Genomic DNA, 22,900 nt, shown 5'->3' on the forward strand with positions numbered 1-22,900 from the left:
AGTGCAACGCAGCGTAAACTTCAACAATAACAATTAGGGTCGGAGTCGAATTAAATTTTTCTCAGAAGCTTATTTTTTTAATTGGGGACAGAGTGGAGGCCTATTCGGCGGAAGGCTTTATTTTGAATGGCCGGCCGCGTTTTGCCGGCAATACCTGGCGCTTCACCTTCTTTTCGAGGGCGGTCTGGAACTGCGGCGAGCCCAGCGGCCAGCCTTTGAGCAGGGCTTTGCTGATTAAAGTGATTTCCTCCGGCGTCAATGGCGGCTCGGACAGGGCGCTGTAGGCCGCTTCGCGCTGGAATGGCGTGTTGCCCAGTTCCCAGACCTTGGCGTGGTCGGTGACCAGCCCATCCGGGCGGATGCCGGCGTGGTGGCAGTAGCTGGACCACGGATAGTCTTCGGCGCGGCTGACCATGCCGTTGCGCACCGGGTTGAATTCGATGTAGCGGCTGCACAGCATGAAATAAACGTCGGCGTCGATCAGCGAGGTTTTGTAGCGTCCGTTCCACAAAGTTCCACTGCGGACATATTTCTGGTTGAAGTACGGGACGTAATAGCGGCCGATCCACTGCATCATCTGGCCCAGGCCGTTGTCATCGGACGGCGTGACCAGCAAATGCACGTGGTTGGGCATCAGGCAGTAGGCGTTGACGGCGACTTTGTAGGTTTTGGCGGCGGTGCGCAGCCAGCCGAGGAAGGTTTGGTAGTCTTCGGCGTCCAGGAACACATCCTGGTTGTTGAGGCCGGTCTGGATGACGTGGTGGGGCTGGTGGGGGACGATTAAGCGGGGCAGGCGAGCCATACGGGATCAAAAGGGGTGACTGTGGACCCCAGATTCTACCCCTGGAAATGACTCCGTCCCCATTAAAATCAGCGACGTAACGAAATAGCGTGACTCCGTCCCGATTTGTACCCCGCACGGCGGTCCGCCGCGGGGTCTGACCCCGCCGGGGTCAGACCCCTCTATCGCCTGGGGGTCAAGACAGGTTGAAACTGGCGGACAGGCTATACCCCTCGCCATAAGCGCTGCGCAGCGGCAGATCCTGCCCCAGCCCGGTCCGCGCCTTCTTGCGCAGGCGGTACACCAGCATGTCGACGCGGCGGCCCGCATCCGGATCATCGCCGCCTATCCCCGCCACAATCACCTGGCGCGGCACCGGCCGGGTATTAATAGTGAGCAAATGCAGGAAATTGCACTCTTTCTCGGTCAGCGTAATCGCCATGCCCTGTAATTCCAGCTGGCGCGCGCTGACCTTCAAGGTCCACTTGCTCGGCAGCGGCACCGTCTCCTGCGGACCGACGCGACGGTCCAGCGCCTCAATGTGCGCCGCCAGTTCCGGGAATTTGATAGGCTTGGTCAGGTAGTGGTCGGCGCCCAGGCGCAAGCCGAGAATGCGGTTGTCGAACGCCACCCGCCCGGTCAGCACCAGCAGGCCGATTTGCGGATACAACTGGCGCATGCGCGGGATGACGTTGAAGCCGTCCTCGTCCGGCAAGCCCAGGTCCAGCACAACCACGCCGACGTTGCCCTGGCTCAGGGCCGACCACATATCGCTGGCGTTGTTGGTAATGTGCACTTCGTGTTCAAGCTCAGTCAGAAACTCTGCCATTTCCTCGGCATAGTCCAGATTGTCTTCCACGATGAGTATTTGCGTCATTGATGCGCCACTTCGTTTCAATTGTTGAGCAATTGTGCCCAGACCTGGGACAATCAGCTTGCGTCCAGGGAATTATCACTGCTGACCTCACCACGCGCAAGGCTTTTCCCGGCGTTGGCTGCGATAGGCAGCCAAATCCGAAATTCCGTGCCGCTTTCAGAAACATTTCTCGCAGTAACAGTGCCACCGTGCACATCAACAATGGAACGCGCCATATACAGGCCCAGACCCGATCCCGCCACGCCAGCGGCATTGCTACCTCGGAAGGCTTTGTCGAAAACGTGCGGCAACTCGGCTTCCGGGATGCCGGCGCCGTGATCGCGCACCAGCAGCTCGACGCCACCTTCCGCTGCAATTCTGCCCACCAATTCTATCGGAATATTATCGTCTGTGTACTTTATTGCATTGTCCAACAACATTTCCAGGCATAAACGCATGCCGGCCGGGTCGCAACGCATCCATTGCGGCAGTCCGACGCTGCGCACCGTGACGCTTTTGCGCCGTTGCCGCGCCTGTTCGGCGGCGGTTTCCAGCAGGGTGGCGGGATTGATTTCGTTGGGCTGGCGCTCGCGGCCGATGCTGGCCATGCGCTCCGGCGACAGGTATTCGTCCAGCATCGCCAGCATGCGGTCGACGGCGGTCTGGATCTTGCGGTAGCGCTTGCGCGTGCCTTCGTCGTGGTGGGCGCCGGTCATTTCCAGGCGCTGCACGGCGCCGTCGATGGTCGACAGCGGCGTGCGGAATTCGTGCGACAGCATGGAGGCGAACTTTTTCTGCTGCGCCGCCAGCTCGCGCCGGGCGCTGAGGTCGCGCACCACGCCGACCACCGTGACCGGCGCGCCGTGCTCGTCGAGGATCAGCGTCGATTCGATTTCCACCGGCACCACGTGGCCGTCGGCCTGCGCCAGCTCGGTTTCACGCAGCAAGCGACGCCGGCTCAAATCGCCTTCCGCATAACGCTGCAGGCGGGTCGGCAAATCCTTGAGCAGGCCGTGGGCCAGTGTTTGCGCGGTGTCCAGCGTGTAGCCGAACTGGCGTTCGGCCGCCGGACTCAACCAGGTCAGCTGGAGCGTGGCGCAGTCGGCCATCCAGCTGATCTCGTTGCTGTGTTCCAGCAGCAGCCGGTAGCGGCTCTCGTTTGCTTGCGACTGCTGTAGGGCCGCCTGGAGTTCCGCTATCGTCTGCGCCATGATTTACTCCACCAAAGGTGCGAATATTTGTTGCAGATCTTCCTGGGTGAGCGCCATTTTCTGCGACTCGCCATCCGCCAGGATCGACTGCGCCAGATCGGACTTTTTCTGCTGTAAGACCTGGATCTTCTCTTCCAGCGTGCCCTTGGCGATCAGTTTATACACAAACACCGGCTTGTCCTGCCCGATACGCCAGGCGCGGTCGGTGGCCTGGTTTTCCGCCGCCGGGTTCCACCATGGATCGTAGTGGATCACCGTGTCGGCCGCCGTCAGGTTGAGACCGACGCCGCCGGCTTTCAGCGAAATCAGGAAGATCGGCACGGCGCCCTGCTGGAAGGCCGCCACTTGCGCGCTGCGGTCCTTGGTGTCGCCGGTCAGCAACGCATACGGAATATCGCGCGCTTCCAGTTCCTGCTCGATCAGCTCCAGCATGCTGGTGAACTGCGAGAACACCAGGATCTTGCGCTTTTCTTCCAGCAAGTCCTCGACCATCTGCATCAGGTCGGCCAGCTTGGCCGACCCGGCCGCTTGCTGTTTCTTGGTGGTCGACTTGACCAGGCGCGGATCGCAGCACACCTGGCGCAGCTTGAGCAGCGCTTCCAGGATGACGATCTGGCTGCGCGCCACGCCCTTGCGGTCGATTTCCTCGCGCACTTTCTGGTCCATGGCCAGGCGCACGGTTTCGTACAGGTCGCGCTGGGCGCCGGTCAGTTCGACCTTGCGCACCATCTCGGTCTTCGGCGGCAGCTCTTTCGCCACGCTGTCCTTGGTCCGGCGCAGCAGGAAGGGCTTGATGCGGCGGTTCAGCAGCGCGCGGCGCAGCGGATCGTCGGCCCGTTCGATCGGGTGGCGGAACACCGAGTTGAAGCCCTTCTCGTCGCCCAGCAGGCCGGGCAGCAGGAAGTGGAATTGCGACCACAGCTCGCCGAGGTGGTTTTCCAGCGGCGTGCCGGACAGGCACAGGCGATGGCGCGCGCGCAGCAGGCCGGCGCTCTGGGCCGCTTTCGAGCGGGTGTTCTTGATGTAGTGCGATTCGTCCAGGATCACCAGGTGGAAATCGTGCTCGCGCAGTTTTTCCTCGTCGCGCGGCAGCAGCGCGTAGGTGGTCAGCACCAGGTCGGCCTCATCGATCTGGTCGAACTGGCCCATGCGGTCCTTGCCTTGCAGCAGCAGCACTTTGAGGCCGGGCGCGAAACGCGCCGCTTCCTCCTGCCAGTTGCCCATCAGGCTGGTTGGCGCGATGACCAGCGCCGGCGCGGTCAGGCGGCCGGCCTCCTTCTCGACCAGGATGTGCGCCAGCGTTTGCACCGTCTTGCCCAGGCCCATGTCATCGGCCAGGATGCCGGCGAAGCCGTATTCGCGCAGGAACTGCATCCACGACAGACCATCGGTTTGATAGTCACGCAGCGTGGCCTGCAGGCCAGCCGGCGTGGCGATGCGTTTGACGGCGCCGAACTGGTTCAGGCGCGCGCCCATGTCGCGCAGCTCCGCGCCGCCGGTCCATTGCATGTCGACGTTCCGCGCCAGTTCGTCCAGGCGCGCGGCGTCCAGCGTTGCCATGTGCACCGTGTTCTTGATTTTGTCGCTGAAATACAACTCCCCCAGCGTGGCCAGGATAGGCCGCACGCGGCCCCAGGGCAGGGCGACGCGGCTGCCGTCGGCCAGCGTGGCCAGCATCTGGTCCTCGTCGCCATGGTTGGCGATGACTTTCGGACTGAAATCGTTGGGCGCGTTGCGGATCAGCTGCACCAGCACCGGCAGCAGCGGCACGCGCTCCTGGTTGACCATGATGCCCAGTTCCAGATCAAACCAGGCGTTGCCGCCGTCGGCCGGATCTTCCACCACTTCCGCGTACCAGTCGCCGACTTCCTGCGTGTCGTAGCGGTATTTGACGGTTTTTTCGATTTTCCAGCCGGCTTCCTTCAGCGCGGCGATGCCGTCGCGGGCGAAGCGTATCCATTCGGCCTGGGTCGGCAGCAACAGGCCGCCCTTGACGCTGCTCAACGGCAACGTCGACGGCGCGACGAAATGGCGCTCGTTGAGCAGCGCCAGCGCTTCGTCCTCGGCCGCGCTGTCGCGCTGGATGATCTCGGTGACGTCGCCCTTCTGGCGCACCACGCGCTGCGACGGGTCGAACGAGACGCGCTCGCCGTCGTAGTCGAAGGACAGCACGGCGAAGTCGTTCCAGCGTTGCAGCGAGCCGTCGGCCAGCATGGCGGCGTCCAGCGTCAGCACCGGACGCGGCTTGACGTCGTCGCGGATGCGCTGCGGCAGCGGCTGCGGCAGCGGCATCAGCCCTTGCAGGCCGTGCGCCAGCAGCAGCTGCGACACGCGCATCTTGTCGTTATTGGTCAGCAGCGGGGCTTGCGCCACCAGCGCCTGCAGATCGGCCAGCGGAATGGTCGCGCCGCCCTGGTTGAGTTGCAGCACGCCGCAGGACAGGTTATCGATATACCAGGGCGGATCGGTCGGCAGCATGTAGTCGACCTGGTCGGCGCCGACGTGCTTGGCGCCCGGCGGCGGCGCCACCTGCCAGCCCAGGCGCAGGCCCTTGCCTTCCTCGCGCCAGGCCAGGTTGGCTTCGCGCAGCACGCCGCCCTTGAGCGGGTAGACCAGGCCGTTGCCGACGTCGGCCCAGGAATTGGCCCACAGCAGCTTGTCCTGCTCGGCCAGCATGTTCAGCAGCGCCGCGCCGATCTTGCCGCGCGGTTCGGTGGCCGAGCCGGTCTGGGAATTCTGGCCGCTGCGCATGGCGACGAAGAAGCGGATCAGGTCTTCATCGTTGGGCGTCATGAAGGTGGGCGGCGTCGACAGCAGCGAAAACACCTCGCTGACCGGACTGGCCGCCGCCACGTCGCCGTTCGGGCGCAGGCGGGCCTTGTACAGGCACAAGGCCACATGACGGCCGCCGCTGGTGGGCGCCATCACGTAAATCAGTTTGTATTGCGTTTGCTTGGGGTCGTTGTCGACCGGCGGCGGCGTCAGTTTGGCTTTCGGGTGCGCTGCCGCATCCACACGCTGCAGCCAGGTGGCGACAGCGTACGACAATTGATTCGCGGGCGGCGCAGGGCGCGTTGGGGCCGGTGCTGGAGCAGCAGGGGCGGCAGGGGCGTCGTCGCGGGTAAAATCCATAGGTCGCATTGTTGTTCAAAGATGGTTCAAAAACGGCAACAGGCAATATTATCCGCCATTGAAGCGTTCGTGTTTACGTATTCTTACTAAAACCTGCTGATTAAAGTGGGCTTCCCCACGTTCCCAAGGCAAAAGGATGGCAAGCTGGCGCCGATATCGTATTATTCCGGGCTTGTCTGTCTAGGAATTACCACCATGCTGCCTTCCATTGAACAACGCCTCGCCCTGGAACTTTCCGCCAAACCGGCCCAGGTAGCCGCCGCCGTCGCCCTGTTGGACGAAGGCGCCACCGTTCCCTTCATCGCCCGTTACCGCAAGGAAGTGACCGGCGGCCTGGATGACATCCAACTCCGTCTGCTCGAAGAGCGCCTGCGCTACCTGCGCGAGCTGGAAGACCGCCGCGCCAGTATCGTGGCATCGATTACCGAGCAAAACAAGATGACACCAGAGTTGTTAGATGCTGTCATGCACGCAGAAGACAAGACCCGTCTTGAAGACTTATATCTTCCTTACAAGCAAAAACGCCGCACCAAGGCCCAGATCGCCATCGAAGCCGGTCTGGCGCCGCTGGCCGACGACCTGCTGGCCAACCCGGAACTCAATCCGGAGACCGAGGCCGCCAGGTTCCTGCGCGAAGCCTTCACCACCGCCGACGGCAACAATCCCGGCGTGGCCGACACCAAGGCCGCCCTCGACGGCGCCCGCCAGATCCTGATGGAACGCTTTGCCGAAGATGCTACCCTGCTTCAGTCGCTGCGTGAATATGTCCAAGAGCATGGCATCGTCGAATCGAAGGTTATTGAAGGTAAGCAAGAAGAAGGCGAAAAATTCGCCGACTACTTCGATTATTCGGAAAACCTGGCCACCGTGCCGTCGCACCGCGCCCTGGCGCTGATGCGCGGCCGCCGCGAAGGCATCCTCGACGTCACCCTGCGCCTCGACACCGAAGCCGAGAAACCAAAGTGGGACGCGCCGCACAACCCGTGCGAAAGCCGCATTTCCGCCCGTTTCGGCATCAAGAGCGCCGGCCGTCCGGCCGACAAATGGCTGGCCGACACCGCCCGCTGGACCTGGCGCGTGAAGAGCTTCATGCACCTCGAAACCGAATTGATGGGCGGCCTGCGCGAGAAATCCGAACTGGACGCGATCAATGTCTTCGCTACCAACTTGAAAGCCTTGCTGCTGGCGGCCCCGGCCGGCCAGCGCGCCACCATGGGCCTGGACCCCGGCCTGCGCACCGGCGTCAAAGTGGCCGTGGTGGACGCCACCGGCAAGGTGGTCGATACCGCCGTGATCTATCCGCACCAGCCGAAAAACGACTGGGAAGGCTCGCTGCACACGCTGGGCAAGCTGGCCGCCAAGCACAATGTGTCGCTGATTTCGATCGGCAACGGCACCGCCTCGCGCGAAACCGACAAGCTGGCGCAAGACCTGCTCAAGCGCTTCCCTGAACAAAAAATGAGCAAGATCGTCGTCTCCGAGGCCGGCGCGTCGGTGTATTCGGCCTCCGAATTCGCCTCGCGCGAGCTGCCGGACATGGACGTGTCGCTGCGCGGCGCGGTGTCGATCGCCCGCCGCCTGCAGGATCCGCTGGCCGAGCTGGTCAAGATCGATCCGAAATCGATCGGCGTCGGCCAGTACCAGCACGACGTCTCGCAGACCCAGCTGGCGCGCTCGCTGGACGCCGTGGTCGAGGATTGCGTGAATGCGGTCGGCGTCGACGTCAACACCGCCTCGGCGCCGCTGCTGGCGCGCGTGTCGGGCCTGTCGGCCTCGGTGGCGCAGGCGATCGTCTCCTACCGCGACGTCAAGGGCGCGTTCACCTCGCGCGCGGCGCTCAAATCCGTGCCGCGCCTGGGCGACAAGACCTTCGAGCAGGCGGCCGGCTTCCTGCGCGTGACCGGCGGCGACAATCCGCTGGACGCCTCGGCGGTGCACCCGGAATCGTATCCGCTGGTGGAAAAAATCCTCGGCGATATCCAGAAGGACATCAAGGCCGTGATCGGCGACAGCGCGCTGATCAAGCGCCTGCAGCCGGCCAAGTACGCCGACGAGAAATTCGGCGTGCCGACCATCACCGACATCCTGAAGGAACTGGAAAAGCCGGGCCGCGATCCGCGTCCGGAATTCACCACCGCCACCTTCAAGGAAGGCGTGGAGGAAATCAAGGACCTGCGTCCGGACATGATTCTGGAAGGCGTGGTCACCAACGTGGCGGCCTTTGGCGCGTTTGTCGACATCGGCGTGCACCAGGACGGCCTGGTGCACATCTCGGCGCTGTCCAACACCTTCGTCAAGGATCCGCACACGGTGGTCAAGGCCGGCCAGGTGGTCAAGGTGAAGGTGCTGGAAGTGGACGAGAAGCGCAAGCGCATCGCCCTGACCATGCGCCTGAGCGACAGCGCGCCGCAAGCCGGCTCGCAGCCGCAGCAGCGCGGCGACCGCAACGACCGCCGCGCCATGGGCCAGCAGCAGAAGCAGACCGCGCGCGAACCGGCTGTCGGCGGCAGCATGGCCGCCGCCTTCGCCAAGCTGCGCGGTTAATCAGCAAGCAGTGGGGCAGGCCGTTCAGGCGTGCTTCACTGCCTTGACCCGTCGCGCCAGCATGAACAGGCTGAGACCGCCAATCACGACGGTCGCCACGCCCATGCCCCACGCCATACCCTGGAAGAACTGGCTGTCCGGCAGCAGCAGGGCGGTCAGCACTTCCACCGCCATCACCGCCGCCAGCAGCCGGATCACGCGCTGGTACTTGGCCGCGCGGTCGCGGCTGTCGGTGAAGATTTCCGTCGCCACGCCGGCCTTGCGCGGCTTGCGCCAGCAGTGCCAGCCCAGCGACGACGTCACATGCTCCCAGCCGGCGTCCTGGAACAACTGCCGGTATTCGGCGTCGGGCGTCATGTAGCGCACGTCCCAGCGGTAGGCGATGTCGGCCGGCGCGCCACGCGCGAAGGTGTGCAGGCCGAAGATATTGGTGTCGCGCAGGTGCAGGCCCTGCGCCGCCTGTTGTTGCAGCCACTGCTGATGCTGTTCATCCTGCCAGACAAACCACAGCTTGAATTTCCGTACCGTCTTCACACCGCCTCCGTCGCGACATCCAGCAATGCCCGCGCACTGCTGACCATGATTTCCAGCCGGCGCACCTGCTCCGCCAGCACCGCCTTGCCCAGTTCGGTCAGCGCATACACCTTGCGCCGCTCCTCTTCCGCCACCTTGACGATCAACGCCTGCTTTTCCAGCGTGCCGAACACGCCGTACAGCGTGCCCGGTCCCAGCGTGACGCTGCCGCCGCTCATGCTTTCCACCTTCTGCATGATGGCGTAGCCGTGCATCGGCCGGGTCAGCGCCAGCATCACGTAAAAGGTCGCTTCCGAGAGCGGCAGGTATTTGCTGTAGGGGATGTCGGTCATTGCATCGTCATTCGGTATATCGATTCTCGATATACATAATACAGGGATTTTTTCCGTCGTCAAATACGTGGGGGGCACATTTCTTATAAAATGTCGGCATCTAACATTTATTTATTCACCGAGGCAGCTATGAGCGACGTACAAACCTGGATCAAAGAAACCGTGACCAACACCCCGGTGGTGCTGTTCATGAAGGGCACCGCCCAGTTCCCGCAATGCGGCTTCTCCGGTCGCGCCATCCAGATCCTGAAAGCGTGCGGCGTCGAGAACATTGCCACCGTCAACGTGCTGGAAGATCCGGAAGTCCGTCAGGGCATCAAGGACTACTCGAACTGGCCGACCATTCCCCAGCTCTACGTCAAGGGCGAGTTCATCGGCGGTTCCGACATCATGAACGAGATGTTCGAGTCGGGCGAGCTGAAAGCCCTGCTGGATGCCTGATCGTCCGCGGCGGATCATCGTCGCCATCACCGGCGCCACCGGCGCGGTGTATGGCGTGCGTCTGCTGCAACATTTGCAACATCTGCCCGGCCTGGAGACGCATCTGATCGTTTCCGAGGCCGCGGTCCTCACCCTGCACCAGGAAACCGGCCTGCAGCGGCGCGAAGTGGAAGCACTGGCCCACTTGGTGCACAAGGTGCGCGATGTCGGCGCCTCGATCGCCAGCGGCTCGTTCCAGAGCGACGGCATGGTGATCGCTCCCTGCTCGATGAAAACCCTGGCGTCGGTGGCCCACGGCCTGTCCGACAACCTGATCGCGCGCGCGGCCGACGTGGTGCTCAAGGAGCGCCGCCGGCTGGTGCTGATGGTCAGGGAAACGCCGTTCAACCTGGCGCACTTGCGCAATATGACGGCGGTCACGGAAATGGGCGGGATTATCTTCCCGCCGCTGCCGAGCTTTTATCACAATCCGCAAAGCATCGAAGAGATGGTCGACCACACGGTGGCCCGCGTCATCGACCTGTTCGGCATAGAGCATGCGCTGGCGCCGCGCTGGGCCGGCCTCAAGGGGCAGGCCGCCGGCGACGCTTGACGTTGCGCTTAACGTTTGTCGAAGTACGAACTGCTGGCACGCTTCAATTCACGCGCCTCTTCCACCATGCGACGGTGCGCGATGCGCTTGCGCATCACTTCGGCATGTTGTTCGGCGGTCATTGGCGGGGCGGTCATTAAATCTTTCAGCTGTGCGACATTGCTGTAATTGCTTTTCATAAGACGGCTCAAAGCATGACTCCCCAAAAAATAGGTACTGCCCTATTGTGCCTTAAATCCATGTCGACACCATGACAATTCGCAAAGGTGGCGAAAATAAAAAGGGCGCTGCCGGTGGCGCGCCCTGGTCCGAACAAAAACCGGCTCACTCTGAAACCAGTTTCATGTGAAAGCAGTGCCGACAGCACCGTCGGCTTGCGTAGTACTACGCAAAAATGACTACTTTTGGTAGTTCACCCGTACCAGCATGCGGATAAATTCCCGTGCGATCTGGCGGTGATGCTCGTCCAGACGCTGCAAATCGGCGATCAGCTTGACGTCGGCCGACTCGAAGCGCGACAGGCTGGCGGCGTTGTCGCTGGCCGGCGCACCGTCTTCCGGACCGCCAAAGCGCAGCCACTCGGCCGGTACGCCCAGCCATTGGGCGATCATGCGCAGCTTCTCCTGCGTCGGAATCGCCTCGCCTACCAGCCATTTGCGCGCTGCATGCACGGTAATGGGCCGGCCATCGAATCGGATGTTGAACTCGCGCGCGAGCCGGGTCGGACTGTCGGGCGAATAATGGGCGTTCTTGAGAGCCTGTTGGAGTCGCTGGCTAAAGCTTTCGCGTTCATTAGAAGAATTCATAGTTGCACTATTTCACGTTGCTTCATGAAAGTCAGTCTCTGCGCGATACGCGAAAACTGTGACGTCACGGGATTTTAAAATTAACATTTTATCCTCTGCCAGTATCAACGTCAGTGGAATAATGGAACAAATTTTATTCGGCCAGGGAATGCGGGTTGCGTATCATGCTGCCGCGTAGCCTTTCACGTCGCACGATACCATTCCGCATCCCGGCGGTCACGCCGTGCCACCGACTCTACATCGAAACGGTGTTTTTCGCGCTACAATGAGTTGCCGTTGACGTAAACGGAAACCACCGCAGAAAGTCCCATGTCCACCTACACCATCACCGAACTGGCGCGCGAATTCGACATCACCGCGCGCGCGATCCGCTTTTACGAAGACCAGGGCCTGCTCAGCCCGTCCCGCGAGGGCGCCGGCGGCCGCAACCGCGTCTACACGCCGCGCGACCGCACCCGCCTCAAGCTGACCCTGCGCGGCAAGCGCCTGGGCCTGTCGCTGGCCGAGATCAAGAGCCTGGTCGACATGTACGAGACGCCCAAGGATTCCGTGGCCCAGATGCACCGCTTCCTGACGGTGCTGGCGCAGCACCGCGAAACGCTGGAACAGCAGCGCGAAGACATCGAAATGTCGCTGGCCGAGATCCAGGCGCACGAAGACGAATGCAAGCGCATGCTGGAAACGCATGCGGTGACTTGACGTTTACGTTAACGTCACATCGGCGTATCATGGCCGCTCCAGACAAAACAGAAGAATGAGGATGACATGCTCCATCTCCCAGGCCTGACCTTTGACCATGGCGAGGATATCGCCGCGCTGCGCGAAGCCGTGCAGCAGTTCGCCGCCGCCGAGATCGCCCCGCGCGCGGCGGAAATCGACCGCAGCGACCAGTTCCCGATGGACCTGTGGCGCAAGATGGGCGAACTGGGCGTGCTCGGCATCACCGTGCCGGAAGAGTACGGCGGCGCCAACATGGGCTACCTGGCCCACATCGTGGCGATGGAGGAAATCTCGCGCGCCTCGGCCTCGGTCGGCCTGTCCTACGGCGCCCACTCGAACCTGTGCGTCAACCAGATCAAGCGCAACGGCACCGAAGAACAAAAACAAAAATACCTGCCCAAGCTGATTTCCGGCGAATACATCGGCGCACTGGCCATGTCCGAGCCGAACGCCGGCTCCGACGTGGTCAGCATGAAGCTGCGCGCCGAATTCAAGGGCGACCGCTGGGTGCTGAACGGCACCAAGATGTGGATCACCAACGGCCCCGACGCCGACGTGCTGGTGGTCTACGCCAAGAACGACCTGGAAGCCGGCCCGAAAGGCATGACCGCCTTCCTGATCGAAAAAGGCTTCAAGGGCTTCTCCATCGCCCAGAAGCTCGACAAGCTGGGCATGCGCGGCTCGCACACCGGCGAACTGGTGTTCGAAGACTGCGAAGTGCCGGCCGAGAACGTACTGGGCGGCCTGGGCAAGGGCGTCAACGTGCTGATGTCCGGCCTCGATTTCGAACGCACCGTGCTGTCCGGCGGCCCGCTGGGCATCATGCAGGCCTGCATGGACGTGGTGGTGCCCTACATCCACGACCGCAAGCAGTTCGGCCAGCCGATCGGCGAATTCCAGCTGATGCAGGGCAAGATCGCCGACATGTATTCGACCATGATGGCCTCCAAGGCCTATGTCTACGCGGTCGGCCAGGCCTGCGACCGCGCCACCACGCCGGAGCAGATCCGCAACCTGCGCAAGGACGCCGCCGGCGCCATCCTGTACAGCGCCGAAAAGGCGACCTGGATGGCCGGCGAGGCGATCCAGACGCTGGGCGGCAACGGCTACATCAACGAATATCCGGTCGGCCGCCTGTGGCGCGACGCCAAGCTGTATGAAATCGGCGCCGGCACCAGCGAAATCCGCCGCATGCTGATCGGCCGCGAGCTGTTCGCGGAAACCAAATAACGGAGAACTGAAATGAATGATCCTATCGTCATCGTGGGCGCGGCCCGCACTCCCATGGGCGCCTTCCAGGGCGACTTTTCCGGCAAGGCCGCGCATGACCTGGGCGCGGTCGCGATCCAGGCCGCCGTCGAGCGCTCCGGCATCGACGGCAAGCTGGTCGAACACGTCTACTTCGGCAACTGCCTGATGGCGGGCCAGGGCCAGGCGCCGGCGCGCCAGGCGCTGTTGAAAGCCGGCCTGCCGACCTCCACCGGCGCCGTCACGCTGTCCAAGATGTGCGGTTCGGCCATGCAGGCCGCGATCTTCGCGCACGACCAGCTGGTGGCCGGCAGCGCCGACGTGGTGGTGGCCGGCGGCATGGAGTCGATGACCAACGCGCCCTACCTGATTCCGAAAGCGCGCGGCGGCTACCGCATCGGCCACGGCGTGATGTTCGACCACATGATGTACGACGGCCTGGAAGACGCCTACTCGCGCAACGAAAAAACCGGCGAGGGCCGCTCAATGGGCACCTTCGCCGAAGAGTGCTCGGCCAAGTATGAATTCACCCGCGAGGCGCAGGACAACTTCGCCATCGAATCGGTGAAGCGCGCGCAGGTCGCCACCAGCGAAGGCTACTTCAAGTGGGAGATCGCGCCGGTCACCGTCACCTCGCGCGCCGTCGATACCGTCATCGACAAGGATGAAGGTCCGCTGAAAGCCAAGGTTGAAAAAATCCCGACGCTGCGCGCCGCGTTCAAGAAAGACGGCACCATCACCGCCGCCTCGTCGTCGTCGATCAACGATGGCGCCGCCGCGCTGGTGATGATGCGCGAATCGAAAGCGAAAGAACTGGGCCTGACGCCGATCGCCCGCATCCTCGGCCACGCCACCTTTGCGCAGGAACCGAACCTGTTCACCACCGCGCCGATCGGCGCCGTCGAAAAGCTGTACAAGAAAATCGGCTGGAGCAGCAAGGACGTCGACCTGTTCGAGATCAACGAAGCCTTTGCCGCCGTGCCGATGGCCGCCATGCGCGACCTCGACATCCCGCACAACAAAGTCAACATCCACGGCGGCGCCTGCGCGCTGGGCCATCCGATCGGCGCTTCCGGCGCGCGCATCATCGTTACCCTGCTGGGCGCCTTGAAACGCACCGGCGGCAAGAAGGGCGTGGCGGCGCTGTGCATCGGCGGCGGCGAAGCGACCGCCATGGCCGTGGAGCTGGTGTAATGCCGACAGCACTGGTCATCGGCGCATCGCGCGGCATCGGCCTGGAACTGGTCCGGCAATACCGTAGCGACGGCTGGCGCGTCATCGCCACCGCGCGCAAACAGGAAGACTGCGACGCGCTGGCGGCGCTGGGCGCCGAGCCGCACAAGCTGGACGTCAACAACGTCGAAGCGGTGGCCGGCGTCGGCTGGAAGCTGGATGGCGAAGAGCTGGATGTCGCCATCCTCAACGCCGGCGTCTACGGTCCGCGCCACGACGGCTTCCCGTCGCAGGCGGACTTCGACAGCGTCATGCACACCAACGTGCTGGCGGCGATGCGCCTGCTGCCGGTGATCGCGCCGCTGGTGTGCGCGTCGCGCGGCAACGGCAAGCTGGCGGTGCTGTCCTCGCGCATGGGCTCACTGAGCGAGCGCACCTCGCCGGCCGGTTCGCTGTACCGCGCCAGCAAGGCGGCGCTGAATTCGGTGCTGATCGATACCGCGCTCACCTTCGGCAAGCAAGGCGCAACCTGCATCGCCTTCCACCCGGGCTGGGTGCGCACCGACATGGGCGGCGCCGGCGCCGACCTCTCGGTGGAAGAAAGCGCGAACGGCATCCGCGCAACGCTGGCGGCGCTCCCCGCGTCCGACCAGGCGGTGTATCAAACCTACGATGGCGAAACCATCGGCTGGTAACAACGAGACTGCACATGATACTGAGCCAGGAACATGAAATGATCCGCGACGCCCTGCGCACGTTTGCACAGGAGCGCCTCGCCCCCAACGCCGCGCGCTGGGACAAGGAACACCACTTCCCCAAAGAGGAATTGAAGGAACTGGCCGCGCTGGGCGCCTTCGGCGTCGCGGTGCCGGAAGAACTGGGCGGCGCCGGCATGGATTACGTGTCGCTGGCGCTGGTGCTGGAAGAAATCGCGGCCGGTGACGGCGGCACCTCCACCGTCATCTCCGTCAACAACTGCCCGGTGTGCAGCATCGGCATGATGTACGCCAACGCGCGGCAGAAGGAACAATGGCTGCGGCCACTGGCGCAAGGCGACATGCTGGGCGCCTTCTGCCTCACCGAACCGCATACCGGCAGCGACGCCGCCGCCCTGCGCACCACCGCCACGCGCGATGGCGATCACTATGTACTCAACGGCGTCAAGCAATTCATCACCAGCGGCAAGCACGCGGACGTGGCGATTGTGATGGCGGTGACCGACAGGAGCGCCGGCAAGAAAGGCATCAGCGCGTTCTGGGTGCCGACCGCGACGCCGGGCTACATCGTCGCCGGCATCGAGCAGAAGATGGGCCAGCATTCATCCGACACCGCGCAGATCCTGTTCGAGAACTGCCGCATTCCGGCGGAGAACCTGATCGGCGAAGAAGGCCAGGGCTACAAGATCGCCTTGTCCGGCCTGGAGGGCGGCCGCATCGGCATCGCCTCGCAATCGGTGGGCATGGCGCGCTCCGCTTACGAAGCGGCGTTGAGCTACGCGCGCGAACGCGAAAGCTTCGGCAAGCCGATCTTCGAACACCAATCGGTGCAATTCAAGCTGGCCGAGATGGCGATGCAGATCGAAGCCGCGCGCCAGCTGATCCTGCACGCCGCGTCGATGAAGGACGCCGGCCTGCCATGCCTGAAGGAGGCCGCGATGGCCAAGCTGTTCGCCTCCGAGATGGCGGAGAAGGTCTGCTCCGACGCCATCCAGATCCACGGCGGCTACGGCTACGTCAGCGACTTCCCGGTGGAACGCATCTACCGCGACGCCCGCGTATGCCAGATCTACGAAGGCACCAGCGACATCCAGAAAATCCTCATCGCCCGCGCGCTTTAAGTCCTGACCACCGCCTCGTCGCCGATGGCGTAGAAGGTGCCGCCGGCGATGTAGTGCAGGCTGCGCCAGCGTGGATCGGCTTTTTCGAATTCCCAGTGGCCGTTGTTGAAGACGCGCGTGTCGGCATACGCCGCCACCACTTCGCCGATGAACAGGTCATACACCTGTTCATTGCGCGGCTCGGGAATCACCTTGCAGATCAGCCACGCCGACGAGCCCACCACCAGCGGCACGTCGTAGCCATCGGCCTGGAACAGCTCCACGCCGAACCTCTGCAGCTTGTCCGGCATGTCGGTCATGCTGGCGTGGCCGACGTTATAGGTCAGCTCCAGCTGCGCCATGTTCGGCACCTGCAGCGCAAAAAAGCCGCTCTGCTCGACCAGCGGACGCGTGGCGGTGGCCTTGTCCAGCACCACCGTCACCTTGGGCGGCGAAAAATCCAGCGCGCATGACCATGCCGCCGACATCACATTGCGCACGCCGCCATGGCTGGCCGACACCAGCACCGTCGGCCCATGGTTCAACAGGCGATAGGCTTTTTCCAGTTCCACTGGTTTGATATGTTGGTCCAACTGATACTCCTAAATTTTTGCGATCTGACGATTGATCGCCTTGACCGCCACCTCATTGCGCTCGCTGTAGCGGTTGGTCAGGTAATCCGTGCGGCCGCGCAGCAACAGCGTCATCTTGACTAATTCTTCCATCACATCCACCACGCGATCATAATAGCCTGAGCGGCGCATGCGGCCGGCCTCATCGAATTCCTTGTACGCCATCGGCACCGAAGACTGGTTGGGTATCGTGAACATGCGCATCCAGCGCCCCAGCAAGCGCATGGTGTTCACCACGTTGAACGATTGCGATCCGCCGCATACCTGCATCACCGCCAGCGTGCGCCCCTGGCTTGGTCGCAGCGCGCCTTGCTCCAGCGGTATCCAGTCGATCTGGTTCTTCATCACCGCCGTGATGGCGCCGTGGCGCTCCGGGCTGCACCACACCTGTCCTTCGGACCACAGCGATAGCGTCCGCAGCTCCACCACCTTGGGATGATCTTCGCTCACGCTGTCCGCCATCGGCAAACCGGCCGGATCGAAAATTTTTACTTCGGCGCCCAGAAACTCCAGGATGCGCGCCGCTTCCTCGGTCAGAAAGCGGCTGAACGAGCGTTCGCGCAGCGAGCCATACAGCATCAGGATGCGCGGCGCATGGGTCAATTCGCCGGCAGGCGCCAGCTTTTCCATGGTCGGGATATCCAGCAGTTCAGCATGAATGTTTGGCAGATCCGGAATCATGATGCCCCTATCAACTCAAGCGGACGGCCAGCGCCGCCAGGGTGACAAACAATACCGGCAAGGTCAAGCAGATGCCGACGCGGAAGTAGTAGCCCCACGAGATGCGCATGCCCTTGTTGGCCAGCACGTGCAGCCATAGCAGCGTGGCCAGGCTGCCGATCGGCGTGATCTTCGGTCCCAGGTCGCTGCCGATCACGTTCGCATAAATCATCGCCTCGCGCACCACGCCTTGCGCCGACGTCGCATCCACCGACAACGCGCCGATCAGCACCGTCGGCAGGTTGTTCATGATCGACGACAGCAGCGCCGTCAGGAAGCCGGTGCCCATCGCCGCGCCCCATACGCCATACTGGCCGCACCAGTCCAGCGCCGAAGTCAGATACGCCGTCAGCCCCGCATTGCGCAAGCCATACACCACCAGATACATCCCCAGCGAGAAGATCACGATCTGCCACGGCGCATGCAGCAACACCTCGCGCGTGGAGATGCGATGGCCGCGCGACGCCACCACCAGCAGCACCGCCGATCCCACCGCCGCCACCACGCTGATCGGCACGCCCATCGGCTCGATCACGAAGAAGCCGATCAGCAGCACGCCCAGCACCCACCAGCCGGCGATGAAGGTGGCGCGATCATGGATCGCCAGCGCCGGGTCCTTGATCTGCGTGACATCGTAATCGGCCGGAATATCGCGGCGGAAGAACCACATCAGCACACCCAGCGTGGCCGCCACCGACACCACGTTCACCGGCACCATCACCGCCGCATAGCGCGCGAAGCTGACGTGGAAATAATCGGCCGACACGATGTTGACCAGGTTGGACACCACCAGCGGCAGACTGGCCGTGTCGGCGATGAAGCCGGCCGCCATCACAAACGCCAGTGTGGCCTTGGCCGAAAAGCGCAGCTCGCGCAGCATGGCGATGACGATCGGCGTCAGGATCAGCGCCGCGCCGTCATTGGCGAACAGTCCGGAGACGGCGGCGCCCAGCAGCACCAGCATGACGAACAGCCGCTTGCCGCTGCCGCCGCCCCAGCGCGCCATGTGCAGCGCCGCCCATTCGAAGAAGCCCGCCTTGTCCAGCAGCAGGCTGGTGATGATGATGGCCACAAAGGTCGCCGTGGCGTTCCAGATGATGTGCCACACGACCGGAATATCGCCGACATGGATCACGCCCGCCAGCAGCGCCGCCACCGCACCCAGCGACGCGCTCCAGCCGATGCCCAGGCCGCGCGGCTGCCAGATCACCAGCACCAGCGTGGCGATAAAAATCAGCAGGGCGCTCAGCATCCGGCACCCAGCGTGCCGATGCGGTCCAGTTCCTGTTTGGTGATGGCGGGCAGCGCCAGGAAGGCTTCGATGCGCGCGCGCAGAATGCGGTAAGTCTGCTCGAAAGCGGCCTCGATTTCCTCTTCGCTGCCAAGCAGATGGCTCGGATCCTCCACGCCCCAATGCGCGCGCAGCACCGGACCGAGATAGGCCGGGCAAGTCTCGCCGGCGGCGCTGCCGCAGACGGTGATGACGATATCCGGCGTCACCGGCAAATCGTCCCACGATTTGCTGTAATAGCCGTCAGTCGAAATGCCCTTGCGCTGCAACAGCGCCACCGCGCGCGGATGCAGCTGGCCGGCTGGCTTGCTGCCGGCGCTGATCGCCCGCCATTCCGGCGGCGCCAGATGATTGAAGGTCGCCTCGCTCAACACCGAGCGGCACGAATTGCCGGTACACAGAAAAAGAATGTTCATGGTTTGCACGAGACGCCACCGCAGCAGTTTTCAGTTAAAAAGCCTATCAGGCCATTCATCGCGGCGATATCCGCCGAATAGATGACGAAGCGTCCGTCCTGGCGCGATGCGATCAAGCCCGCATGCGACAACTCCTTCAGGTGAAAGGACAGGGAGGACGGCGCAATATCGAGGCGCTCGCCGATTTTACTGGCGGCCAGGCCGTCCGGCGCGTTCTGCACCAGCAGCCGGAACACGGCCAGCCGGCTTTCCTGCGCCAGGGCCGCCAGCGCGGCCAGGGTTTGTTTGGTATCCATGCGGGCCATGCTACCGTAAACAATTCGATATTTCAAATAATATTGAAATGACGTGGAAAATTAATTCGGCATGAAGTCCGAACGGATATCGATCAGCTCGGCTGTCGGCACGGCGCGCTCGACGTCTGCGATGGCGCCGGAGAGCGCCGCCTCGGCGCTGCCGGCCTCGCGCAGGAAGCTCAGCGCCAGATAGCCGTTGCGGCCGACGCCGACCACCGCATCGGCGCAATCCGAGGCCGCCAGCCGCCCGGCCAGCGCGTCATAGTCGCAATCGTGCTGGGCAAGACGGTATCTGAGCGTAAAAGCAAATTCCATGATCCACCTCCATCCGCCAGAATAGGCGGACGCCGACCGGGCCGTTTGGGCGAGCGCAAAAGGGGAACGAAAATGCGGACGAAAAAAAAGCCCACATCTCTGCGGGCTTCGTTCCAATGTATTACCTATGCTTCAATCGCACCATCTCCAGGGCTATCTGCCAGGTGAGGCGGCGTCTCAGGCGCCCATGCTATCTGCGTGGTGCCCCCGACGTGTAAATCGACTAATGTCTTCGGGACTACAACCCCGGCTTCTGCGTCACCTGCGCCATCGAACTTACACTACTCTGGGCGCGGCGCATCTGCCGGGTGTGGGACTGTTTGCATGCAAACCTCAACCACGAACGTAGTGTACCACACTTTTTGTGCGCCGCACAAATTTTATTTCGGCACCGCTTCGGTGGTCAGCGGCTGCGGCGCGTGCTGCGGCCGTTCGCGGCCCACGCGCTCGAATTCGGAAATCACCTGCGCGCCGAACAGCAGCAGCGTGGCGCCGATCTCCAGGCTGAACATGACGATGATGGCGGTGGTCATCGAACCGTACACCACGTTGACCTGCGACAGCGTGGAGAAATACCACACCAGGATGCGCCGGGCGATTTCCCACAGCAGCGCCGCCGTCACGCCGCCGATCAGCGCATGCGACAGCGACAGCCGCCCGACCGGCATCACCAGGTAAATCGACGACAGCACCAGCACCTCGCCGGCCAGCCCCAGCAGATACAACAGCACGCCCGACACGCCGTTCAGCGACCAGCTGTAGCCGAACAGCTGCACGCTTTCCTGCCCCAGCACCTGCAGGCTGCCCGCCACCAGCGTCACAAGCAGCATGCCGGCGCCCAGCGACAGGATGTAGCAGTAGGGCATGACCGCCGAGATCATGAAATGCCGGCGCCGTATGGCCACCCGGTGCTTGAAGATCACGCACATGGCGTTTTCCAGCACCGTGAACGCAAGCGAGCTGAAGAACAGCATGCTGACCACCAGCACGCCGCCGACCAGGTCGCGGTGTTCGAGGAAATGCGCGACCTCGGCCACGATAGGCTTGGACTGTCCCGGCACCAGCCAGTTCAGATAGCGGCCGACGGTGGCCAGCAGTTCATCGGGCGGAATCACGTGTGACAAGGCCACCACCACCAGCATCAGCAGCGGCACGATCGACAGCAGCGAGTAATACGCCACCGCGCCCGCCAGCAGCAGGCCTTGGTTGGCGCGGAAGCCTTTCAGGCACTGCACCGTGAAATCCATGGGATGACCGGCCACATAGGCCAGTGCCCTGCGGTTGAGTAGGTTCATGCTCTCATTCTATGCCCGCCTCAGCGAGCGGTATGTGCGTCCACGTCCAGATAACGCCAGTTGGTGAACTCCACCGGATGACGGCGGTAATTTTTCAGCCACGGCTGTTGCAGGTCGGCGGAAATGGGATGCGTCAGCAGCACCCACGGCGTGTAGGCGTGGATAAGTTGCGCAAGTTCATCATACAGCGCGGTGCGCCGCGGCGAATCTCCCATCAAGCGGGCTTGCTCGTAACGCTGATTGTAGGCAGGCAGGTTGAAGCGGGCGTAGTTGGCGCGGCCGGCGTTGGGGCCGTACAGCAGTTGGTAAAAATTGTCGCCATCGGGGAAGTCCGCGACCCAGTTGGTCTCGAACATCATCACCGAGCCAAGCCGGGAGGCCTTGATGATTTCGGTTTTCTTGTCGCTCTTGAAGGTGACGTTGAGGCCGATGGCGTTCAGGTTCTTGCGCCACAGCTCGTCACGCAGGCGGCCGACGGTGGACGATTCGCTGTGCATCACCAGCATCAGCGGCTTGCCGTCCGGCTGGCTGCGGTAGCCGTCCTTGCCCTTGCGATAGCCGTAGCGGTCCAGCAGCGCGTTGGCCAGCGCCGGATCGTAGGCGACCGGGCTGCGGTAGCGGGCGTCGTAGCCGAGCACATTGGGCGGCAGCGGCGTGACGGCGGGGATGGCCAGGCCTTTCTTCATGGTCGCCACGTCCTCGGCGCTGTTGTAGCCGAGCGCGATGGCGCGGCGCAGCGCGACCTTGTCCTTGCCGTAGCCGCCGATCAGCGGATCGTCCATGTTCATCCACATGTAATAGGTTTGCAGCACAGGGAATGGCGCGAGGACGATGCCCTTGGCGGCCAGTTCCGGTTTCAGCCTGGCGTCCGGCGTGAGGACCATTTCCTTCATCGATTCCGGCAGCTGCTCCAGGAAATCGAATTCGCCGTTCAGGAAGCCCAGCACGCGCGACTGGTATTCCTCGACGATTTTGATGTCGATGCGGTCGAGGATGGGCAGGCGCTTGCCGTCAAATTCCGTCGGGCGGAAATCGCGGTTGGCCAGCAGGATGATCTGGTCGCTGTGCTTCCACGTGCCGATCCTGAACGGGCCGGTGCCGACCGGGTGGTTGCCGGCTTGCGCGCCGTAAGCTTCCATCACCTCGCGCGCCACCACGCCGGCGGCCGGCATCGCCAGGTAGTAGAGGAAATTGGGATCGGCGGCTTTCAGACGGATGCGCAGCGTGAACTTGTCCAGCGCGCGGATCTCGGTCACGCCGTCGAACAGGTACAGCCAGGGCGACTTCAGCGCCGGATCGTAGAGGCGCTTGAAGCTGTAGACGTAATCTTCCGCCGTCACCTGTCTGTGCGCGCCTTTGAAGGCGGCGTCCGGCGTGAAGTAGATGTCCTCACGCAGGTGGAAAGTGTAGCTCAGGCCGCCGTCTTCCACGCTAGGCATGGCGGTCAGCGTGTTGGGAATCAGTTTGACCGGCCTAGCCAGATAGTCGTAGCGCAGCAGCGGATCGAACAGGTTTTCCAGCAGGCTGAGGCTGGCGACGTCGGAGGCGACGGCGGGATCGAGGCCGGTTTCGCCGGTGCTGAGGAAGGCGTGCAGGACTTTTTGCTCGGCATGGACTCCGGCGTCCGCCGGAGCGACGGTGCTGGCGGCACCGGCAGCGGTGGTGGCGGTGACGGCCAGCGCCAGCATGGCGGCTGCGTATTTTTTCAGCATCCTTCCCATCGTTCCTCGCACAGTAAAGCGGCAGCTT

24 protein-coding genes are annotated in these 22,900 nt (G+C 63.1%); 8 read left to right on the forward strand and 16 right to left on the reverse strand.

Annotation, left to right across the window (positions count from 1 at the left end):
• Nucleotides 1-100 precede the first annotated feature (100 nt).
• From GJ695_RS13425 to GJ695_RS13440, 4 genes are all read right to left on the reverse strand, one after another.
• A complete protein-coding gene (locus GJ695_RS13425) occupies nucleotides 101-802 on the reverse strand; it encodes a transposase (protein WP_154365487.1) in 702 nt (233 codons plus the stop codon).
• 175 nt (nucleotides 803-977) lie between these two features.
• Nucleotides 978-1,658 carry a response regulator transcription factor gene (locus GJ695_RS13430; RefSeq protein ID WP_154357443.1) on the reverse strand — a complete coding sequence of 227 codons (681 nt, stop codon included), beginning with the start codon at nucleotides 1,656-1,658 and terminating at the stop codon, nucleotides 978-980.
• 53 nt (nucleotides 1,659-1,711) lie between these two features.
• On the reverse strand, nucleotides 1,712-2,848 hold the full coding sequence (locus GJ695_RS13435) for a PAS domain-containing sensor histidine kinase (RefSeq protein ID WP_154365489.1): 1,137 nt from the start codon (nucleotides 2,846-2,848) through the stop codon (nucleotides 1,712-1,714).
• A gap of 3 nt (nucleotides 2,849-2,851) precedes the next feature.
• On the reverse strand, nucleotides 2,852-5,980 hold the full coding sequence (locus tag GJ695_RS13440) for a DEAD/DEAH box helicase (RefSeq protein ID WP_154365491.1): 3,129 nt from the start codon (nucleotides 5,978-5,980) through the stop codon (nucleotides 2,852-2,854).
• 195 nt (nucleotides 5,981-6,175) lie between these two features.
• Here GJ695_RS13440 and GJ695_RS13445 point away from each other — a divergent pair, with 195 nt between their 5' ends.
• Nucleotides 6,176-8,524 carry a Tex family protein gene (locus tag GJ695_RS13445; RefSeq protein ID WP_154365493.1) on the forward strand — a complete coding sequence of 783 codons (2,349 nt, stop codon included), beginning with the start codon at nucleotides 6,176-6,178 and terminating at the stop codon, nucleotides 8,522-8,524.
• A gap of 24 nt (nucleotides 8,525-8,548) precedes the next feature.
• Here GJ695_RS13445 and GJ695_RS13450 read toward each other — a convergent pair whose 3' ends face one another.
• Together GJ695_RS13450 and GJ695_RS13455 are read right to left on the reverse strand one after the other, a co-directional pair.
• Nucleotides 8,549-9,058, reverse strand: coding sequence for a DUF2812 domain-containing protein (locus GJ695_RS13450; RefSeq protein ID WP_154365495.1), 510 nt, complete (start codon nucleotides 9,056-9,058; stop codon nucleotides 8,549-8,551).
• Nucleotides 9,055-9,390, reverse strand: coding sequence for a PadR family transcriptional regulator (locus GJ695_RS13455; protein ID WP_154365497.1), 336 nt, complete (start codon nucleotides 9,388-9,390; stop codon nucleotides 9,055-9,057). Before GJ695_RS13455 ends, GJ695_RS13450 begins: the two co-directional genes overlap by 4 nt.
• Nucleotides 9,391-9,519: 129 nt before the next feature.
• Here GJ695_RS13455 and grxD point away from each other — a divergent pair, with 129 nt between their 5' ends.
• Nucleotides 9,520-9,831, forward strand: coding sequence for a Grx4 family monothiol glutaredoxin (gene grxD / locus GJ695_RS13460; RefSeq protein ID WP_008443113.1), 312 nt, complete (start codon nucleotides 9,520-9,522; stop codon nucleotides 9,829-9,831).
• Nucleotides 9,824-10,423, forward strand: coding sequence for a UbiX family flavin prenyltransferase (locus GJ695_RS13465; RefSeq protein ID WP_154365498.1), 600 nt, complete (start codon nucleotides 9,824-9,826; stop codon nucleotides 10,421-10,423). The genes grxD and GJ695_RS13465 overlap by 8 nt, the downstream gene beginning before the upstream one ends.
• 8 nt (nucleotides 10,424-10,431) lie before the next feature.
• On the opposite strand, the gene GJ695_RS29620 is transcribed toward GJ695_RS13465, so the two are convergent.
• Together GJ695_RS29620 and GJ695_RS13470 are read right to left on the reverse strand one after the other, a co-directional pair.
• Nucleotides 10,432-10,602, reverse strand: a complete 171-nt coding sequence (locus GJ695_RS29620; protein WP_166454843.1) for a hypothetical protein — start codon at nucleotides 10,600-10,602, stop codon at nucleotides 10,432-10,434.
• A 219-nt stretch (nucleotides 10,603-10,821) separates the two neighbouring features.
• Nucleotides 10,822-11,229, reverse strand: a complete 408-nt coding sequence (locus GJ695_RS13470) for a hypothetical protein (protein ID WP_154357436.1) — start codon at nucleotides 11,227-11,229, stop codon at nucleotides 10,822-10,824.
• A gap of 309 nt (nucleotides 11,230-11,538) precedes the next feature.
• On the opposite strand from GJ695_RS13470, the gene GJ695_RS13475 reads away from it, so the two are divergent.
• The 5 genes from GJ695_RS13475 to GJ695_RS13495 all read left to right on the forward strand — a co-directional run bounded on the left by GJ695_RS13475 (nucleotide 11,539) and on the right by GJ695_RS13495 (nucleotide 16,207).
• A complete protein-coding gene (locus tag GJ695_RS13475) occupies nucleotides 11,539-11,928 on the forward strand; it encodes a MerR family transcriptional regulator (RefSeq protein WP_154365500.1) in 390 nt (129 codons plus the stop codon).
• Nucleotides 11,929-11,994: 66 nt separating this feature from the next.
• Nucleotides 11,995-13,179 (forward strand): isovaleryl-CoA dehydrogenase, encoded by a 1,185-nt coding sequence (locus GJ695_RS13480; RefSeq protein WP_154365501.1) that lies wholly within the window; start codon nucleotides 11,995-11,997, stop codon nucleotides 13,177-13,179.
• Nucleotides 13,180-13,191: 12 nt separating this feature from the next.
• Nucleotides 13,192-14,391, forward strand: a complete 1,200-nt coding sequence (locus tag GJ695_RS13485; RefSeq protein WP_154365503.1) for an acetyl-CoA C-acyltransferase — start codon at nucleotides 13,192-13,194, stop codon at nucleotides 14,389-14,391.
• Entirely contained in the window at nucleotides 14,391-15,065 is a 675-nt protein-coding gene (locus tag GJ695_RS13490) for an SDR family oxidoreductase (protein ID WP_154365505.1), read from the forward strand. The genes GJ695_RS13485 and GJ695_RS13490 overlap by 1 nt, the downstream gene beginning before the upstream one ends.
• A gap of 14 nt (nucleotides 15,066-15,079) precedes the next feature.
• A complete protein-coding gene (locus GJ695_RS13495) occupies nucleotides 15,080-16,207 on the forward strand; it encodes an acyl-CoA dehydrogenase family protein (protein ID WP_154365507.1) in 1,128 nt (375 codons plus the stop codon).
• Here GJ695_RS13495 and GJ695_RS13500 read toward each other — a convergent pair.
• The 8 genes from GJ695_RS13500 to GJ695_RS13535 all read right to left on the reverse strand — a co-directional run bounded on the left by GJ695_RS13500 (nucleotide 16,204) and on the right by GJ695_RS13535 (nucleotide 22,863).
• On the reverse strand, nucleotides 16,204-16,779 hold the full coding sequence (locus GJ695_RS13500; RefSeq protein ID WP_154365509.1) for a flavin reductase family protein: 576 nt from the start codon (nucleotides 16,777-16,779) through the stop codon (nucleotides 16,204-16,206). The two genes, GJ695_RS13495 and GJ695_RS13500, sit on opposite strands and share 4 nt — an antisense overlap.
• Before the next feature lie 9 nt (nucleotides 16,780-16,788).
• Nucleotides 16,789-17,499, reverse strand: coding sequence for an arsenical resistance protein ArsH (gene arsH, locus GJ695_RS13505; protein ID WP_154365511.1), 711 nt, complete (start codon nucleotides 17,497-17,499; stop codon nucleotides 16,789-16,791).
• A 10-nt stretch (nucleotides 17,500-17,509) separates the two neighbouring features.
• Nucleotides 17,510-18,790, reverse strand: coding sequence for an arsenic transporter (locus GJ695_RS13510; protein WP_154365513.1), 1,281 nt, complete (start codon nucleotides 18,788-18,790; stop codon nucleotides 17,510-17,512).
• On the reverse strand, nucleotides 18,784-19,245 hold the full coding sequence (locus GJ695_RS13515) for an arsenate reductase ArsC (RefSeq protein WP_154365515.1): 462 nt from the start codon (nucleotides 19,243-19,245) through the stop codon (nucleotides 18,784-18,786). Before GJ695_RS13515 ends, GJ695_RS13510 begins: the two co-directional genes overlap by 7 nt.
• Nucleotides 19,242-19,541: an ArsR/SmtB family transcription factor gene (locus GJ695_RS13520; protein ID WP_154365517.1), complete on the reverse strand. Its 300-nt coding sequence runs from the start codon at nucleotides 19,539-19,541 to the stop codon at nucleotides 19,242-19,244. Before GJ695_RS13520 ends, GJ695_RS13515 begins: the two co-directional genes overlap by 4 nt.
• A 60-nt stretch (nucleotides 19,542-19,601) precedes the next feature.
• Nucleotides 19,602-19,856, reverse strand: coding sequence for a hypothetical protein (locus GJ695_RS13525; protein WP_154365519.1), 255 nt, complete (start codon nucleotides 19,854-19,856; stop codon nucleotides 19,602-19,604).
• A 380-nt stretch (nucleotides 19,857-20,236) separates the two neighbouring features.
• Nucleotides 20,237-21,151 (reverse strand): YihY/virulence factor BrkB family protein, encoded by a 915-nt coding sequence (locus tag GJ695_RS13530; protein WP_154365521.1) that lies wholly within the window; start codon nucleotides 21,149-21,151, stop codon nucleotides 20,237-20,239.
• A 20-nt stretch (nucleotides 21,152-21,171) separates the two neighbouring features.
• Complete coding sequence (locus GJ695_RS13535; protein WP_154365523.1) at nucleotides 21,172-22,863, reverse strand: ABC transporter substrate-binding protein; 1,692 nt, start codon at nucleotides 22,861-22,863, stop codon at nucleotides 21,172-21,174.
• Nucleotides 22,864-22,900 lie beyond the last annotated feature (37 nt).

Source organism: Duganella alba, from assembly GCF_009674495.1.
Taxonomy (GTDB): domain Bacteria; phylum Pseudomonadota; class Gammaproteobacteria; order Burkholderiales; family Burkholderiaceae_D; genus Rugamonas; species Rugamonas alba.

What these genes read in the sequence shown, in the direction of transcription:
- GJ695_RS13425 (WP_154365487.1), bottom strand. Translation starts at nt 802, where the DNA reads ATGGCTCGCCTGCCCCGCTTAATCGTCCCCCACCAGCCCCACCACGTC.
- GJ695_RS13430 (WP_154357443.1), bottom strand. Translation starts at nt 1,658, where the DNA reads ATGACGCAAATACTCATCGTGGAAGACAATCTGGACTATGCCGAGGAA.
- GJ695_RS13435 (WP_154365489.1), bottom strand. Translation starts at nt 2,848, where the DNA reads ATGGCGCAGACGATAGCGGAACTCCAGGCGGCCCTACAGCAGTCGCAA.
- GJ695_RS13440 (WP_154365491.1), bottom strand. Translation starts at nt 5,980, where the DNA reads ATGGATTTTACCCGCGACGACGCCCCTGCCGCCCCTGCTGCTCCAGCA.
- GJ695_RS13445 (WP_154365493.1), top strand. Translation starts at nt 6,176, where the DNA reads ATGCTGCCTTCCATTGAACAACGCCTCGCCCTGGAACTTTCCGCCAAA.
- GJ695_RS13455 (WP_154365497.1), bottom strand. Translation starts at nt 9,390, where the DNA reads ATGACCGACATCCCCTACAGCAAATACCTGCCGCTCTCGGAAGCGACC.
- grxD (WP_008443113.1), top strand. Translation starts at nt 9,520, where the DNA reads ATGAGCGACGTACAAACCTGGATCAAAGAAACCGTGACCAACACCCCG.
- GJ695_RS13465 (WP_154365498.1), top strand. Translation starts at nt 9,824, where the DNA reads ATGCCTGATCGTCCGCGGCGGATCATCGTCGCCATCACCGGCGCCACC.
- GJ695_RS29620 (WP_166454843.1), bottom strand. Translation starts at nt 10,602, where the DNA reads ATGAAAAGCAATTACAGCAATGTCGCACAGCTGAAAGATTTAATGACC.
- GJ695_RS13470 (WP_154357436.1), bottom strand. Translation starts at nt 11,229, where the DNA reads ATGAATTCTTCTAATGAACGCGAAAGCTTTAGCCAGCGACTCCAACAG.
- GJ695_RS13475 (WP_154365500.1), top strand. Translation starts at nt 11,539, where the DNA reads ATGTCCACCTACACCATCACCGAACTGGCGCGCGAATTCGACATCACC.
- GJ695_RS13480 (WP_154365501.1), top strand. Translation starts at nt 11,995, where the DNA reads ATGCTCCATCTCCCAGGCCTGACCTTTGACCATGGCGAGGATATCGCC.
- GJ695_RS13485 (WP_154365503.1), top strand. Translation starts at nt 13,192, where the DNA reads ATGAATGATCCTATCGTCATCGTGGGCGCGGCCCGCACTCCCATGGGC.
- GJ695_RS13490 (WP_154365505.1), top strand. Translation starts at nt 14,391, where the DNA reads ATGCCGACAGCACTGGTCATCGGCGCATCGCGCGGCATCGGCCTGGAA.
- GJ695_RS13495 (WP_154365507.1), top strand. Translation starts at nt 15,080, where the DNA reads ATGATACTGAGCCAGGAACATGAAATGATCCGCGACGCCCTGCGCACG.
- arsH (WP_154365511.1), bottom strand. Translation starts at nt 17,499, where the DNA reads ATGATTCCGGATCTGCCAAACATTCATGCTGAACTGCTGGATATCCCG.
- GJ695_RS13510 (WP_154365513.1), bottom strand. Translation starts at nt 18,790, where the DNA reads ATGCTGAGCGCCCTGCTGATTTTTATCGCCACGCTGGTGCTGGTGATC.
- GJ695_RS13515 (WP_154365515.1), bottom strand. Translation starts at nt 19,245, where the DNA reads ATGAACATTCTTTTTCTGTGTACCGGCAATTCGTGCCGCTCGGTGTTG.
- GJ695_RS13520 (WP_154365517.1), bottom strand. Translation starts at nt 19,541, where the DNA reads ATGGATACCAAACAAACCCTGGCCGCGCTGGCGGCCCTGGCGCAGGAA.
- GJ695_RS13525 (WP_154365519.1), bottom strand. Translation starts at nt 19,856, where the DNA reads ATGGAATTTGCTTTTACGCTCAGATACCGTCTTGCCCAGCACGATTGC.
- GJ695_RS13530 (WP_154365521.1), bottom strand. Translation starts at nt 21,151, where the DNA reads ATGAACCTACTCAACCGCAGGGCACTGGCCTATGTGGCCGGTCATCCC.
- GJ695_RS13535 (WP_154365523.1), bottom strand. Translation starts at nt 22,863, where the DNA reads ATGCTGAAAAAATACGCAGCCGCCATGCTGGCGCTGGCCGTCACCGCC.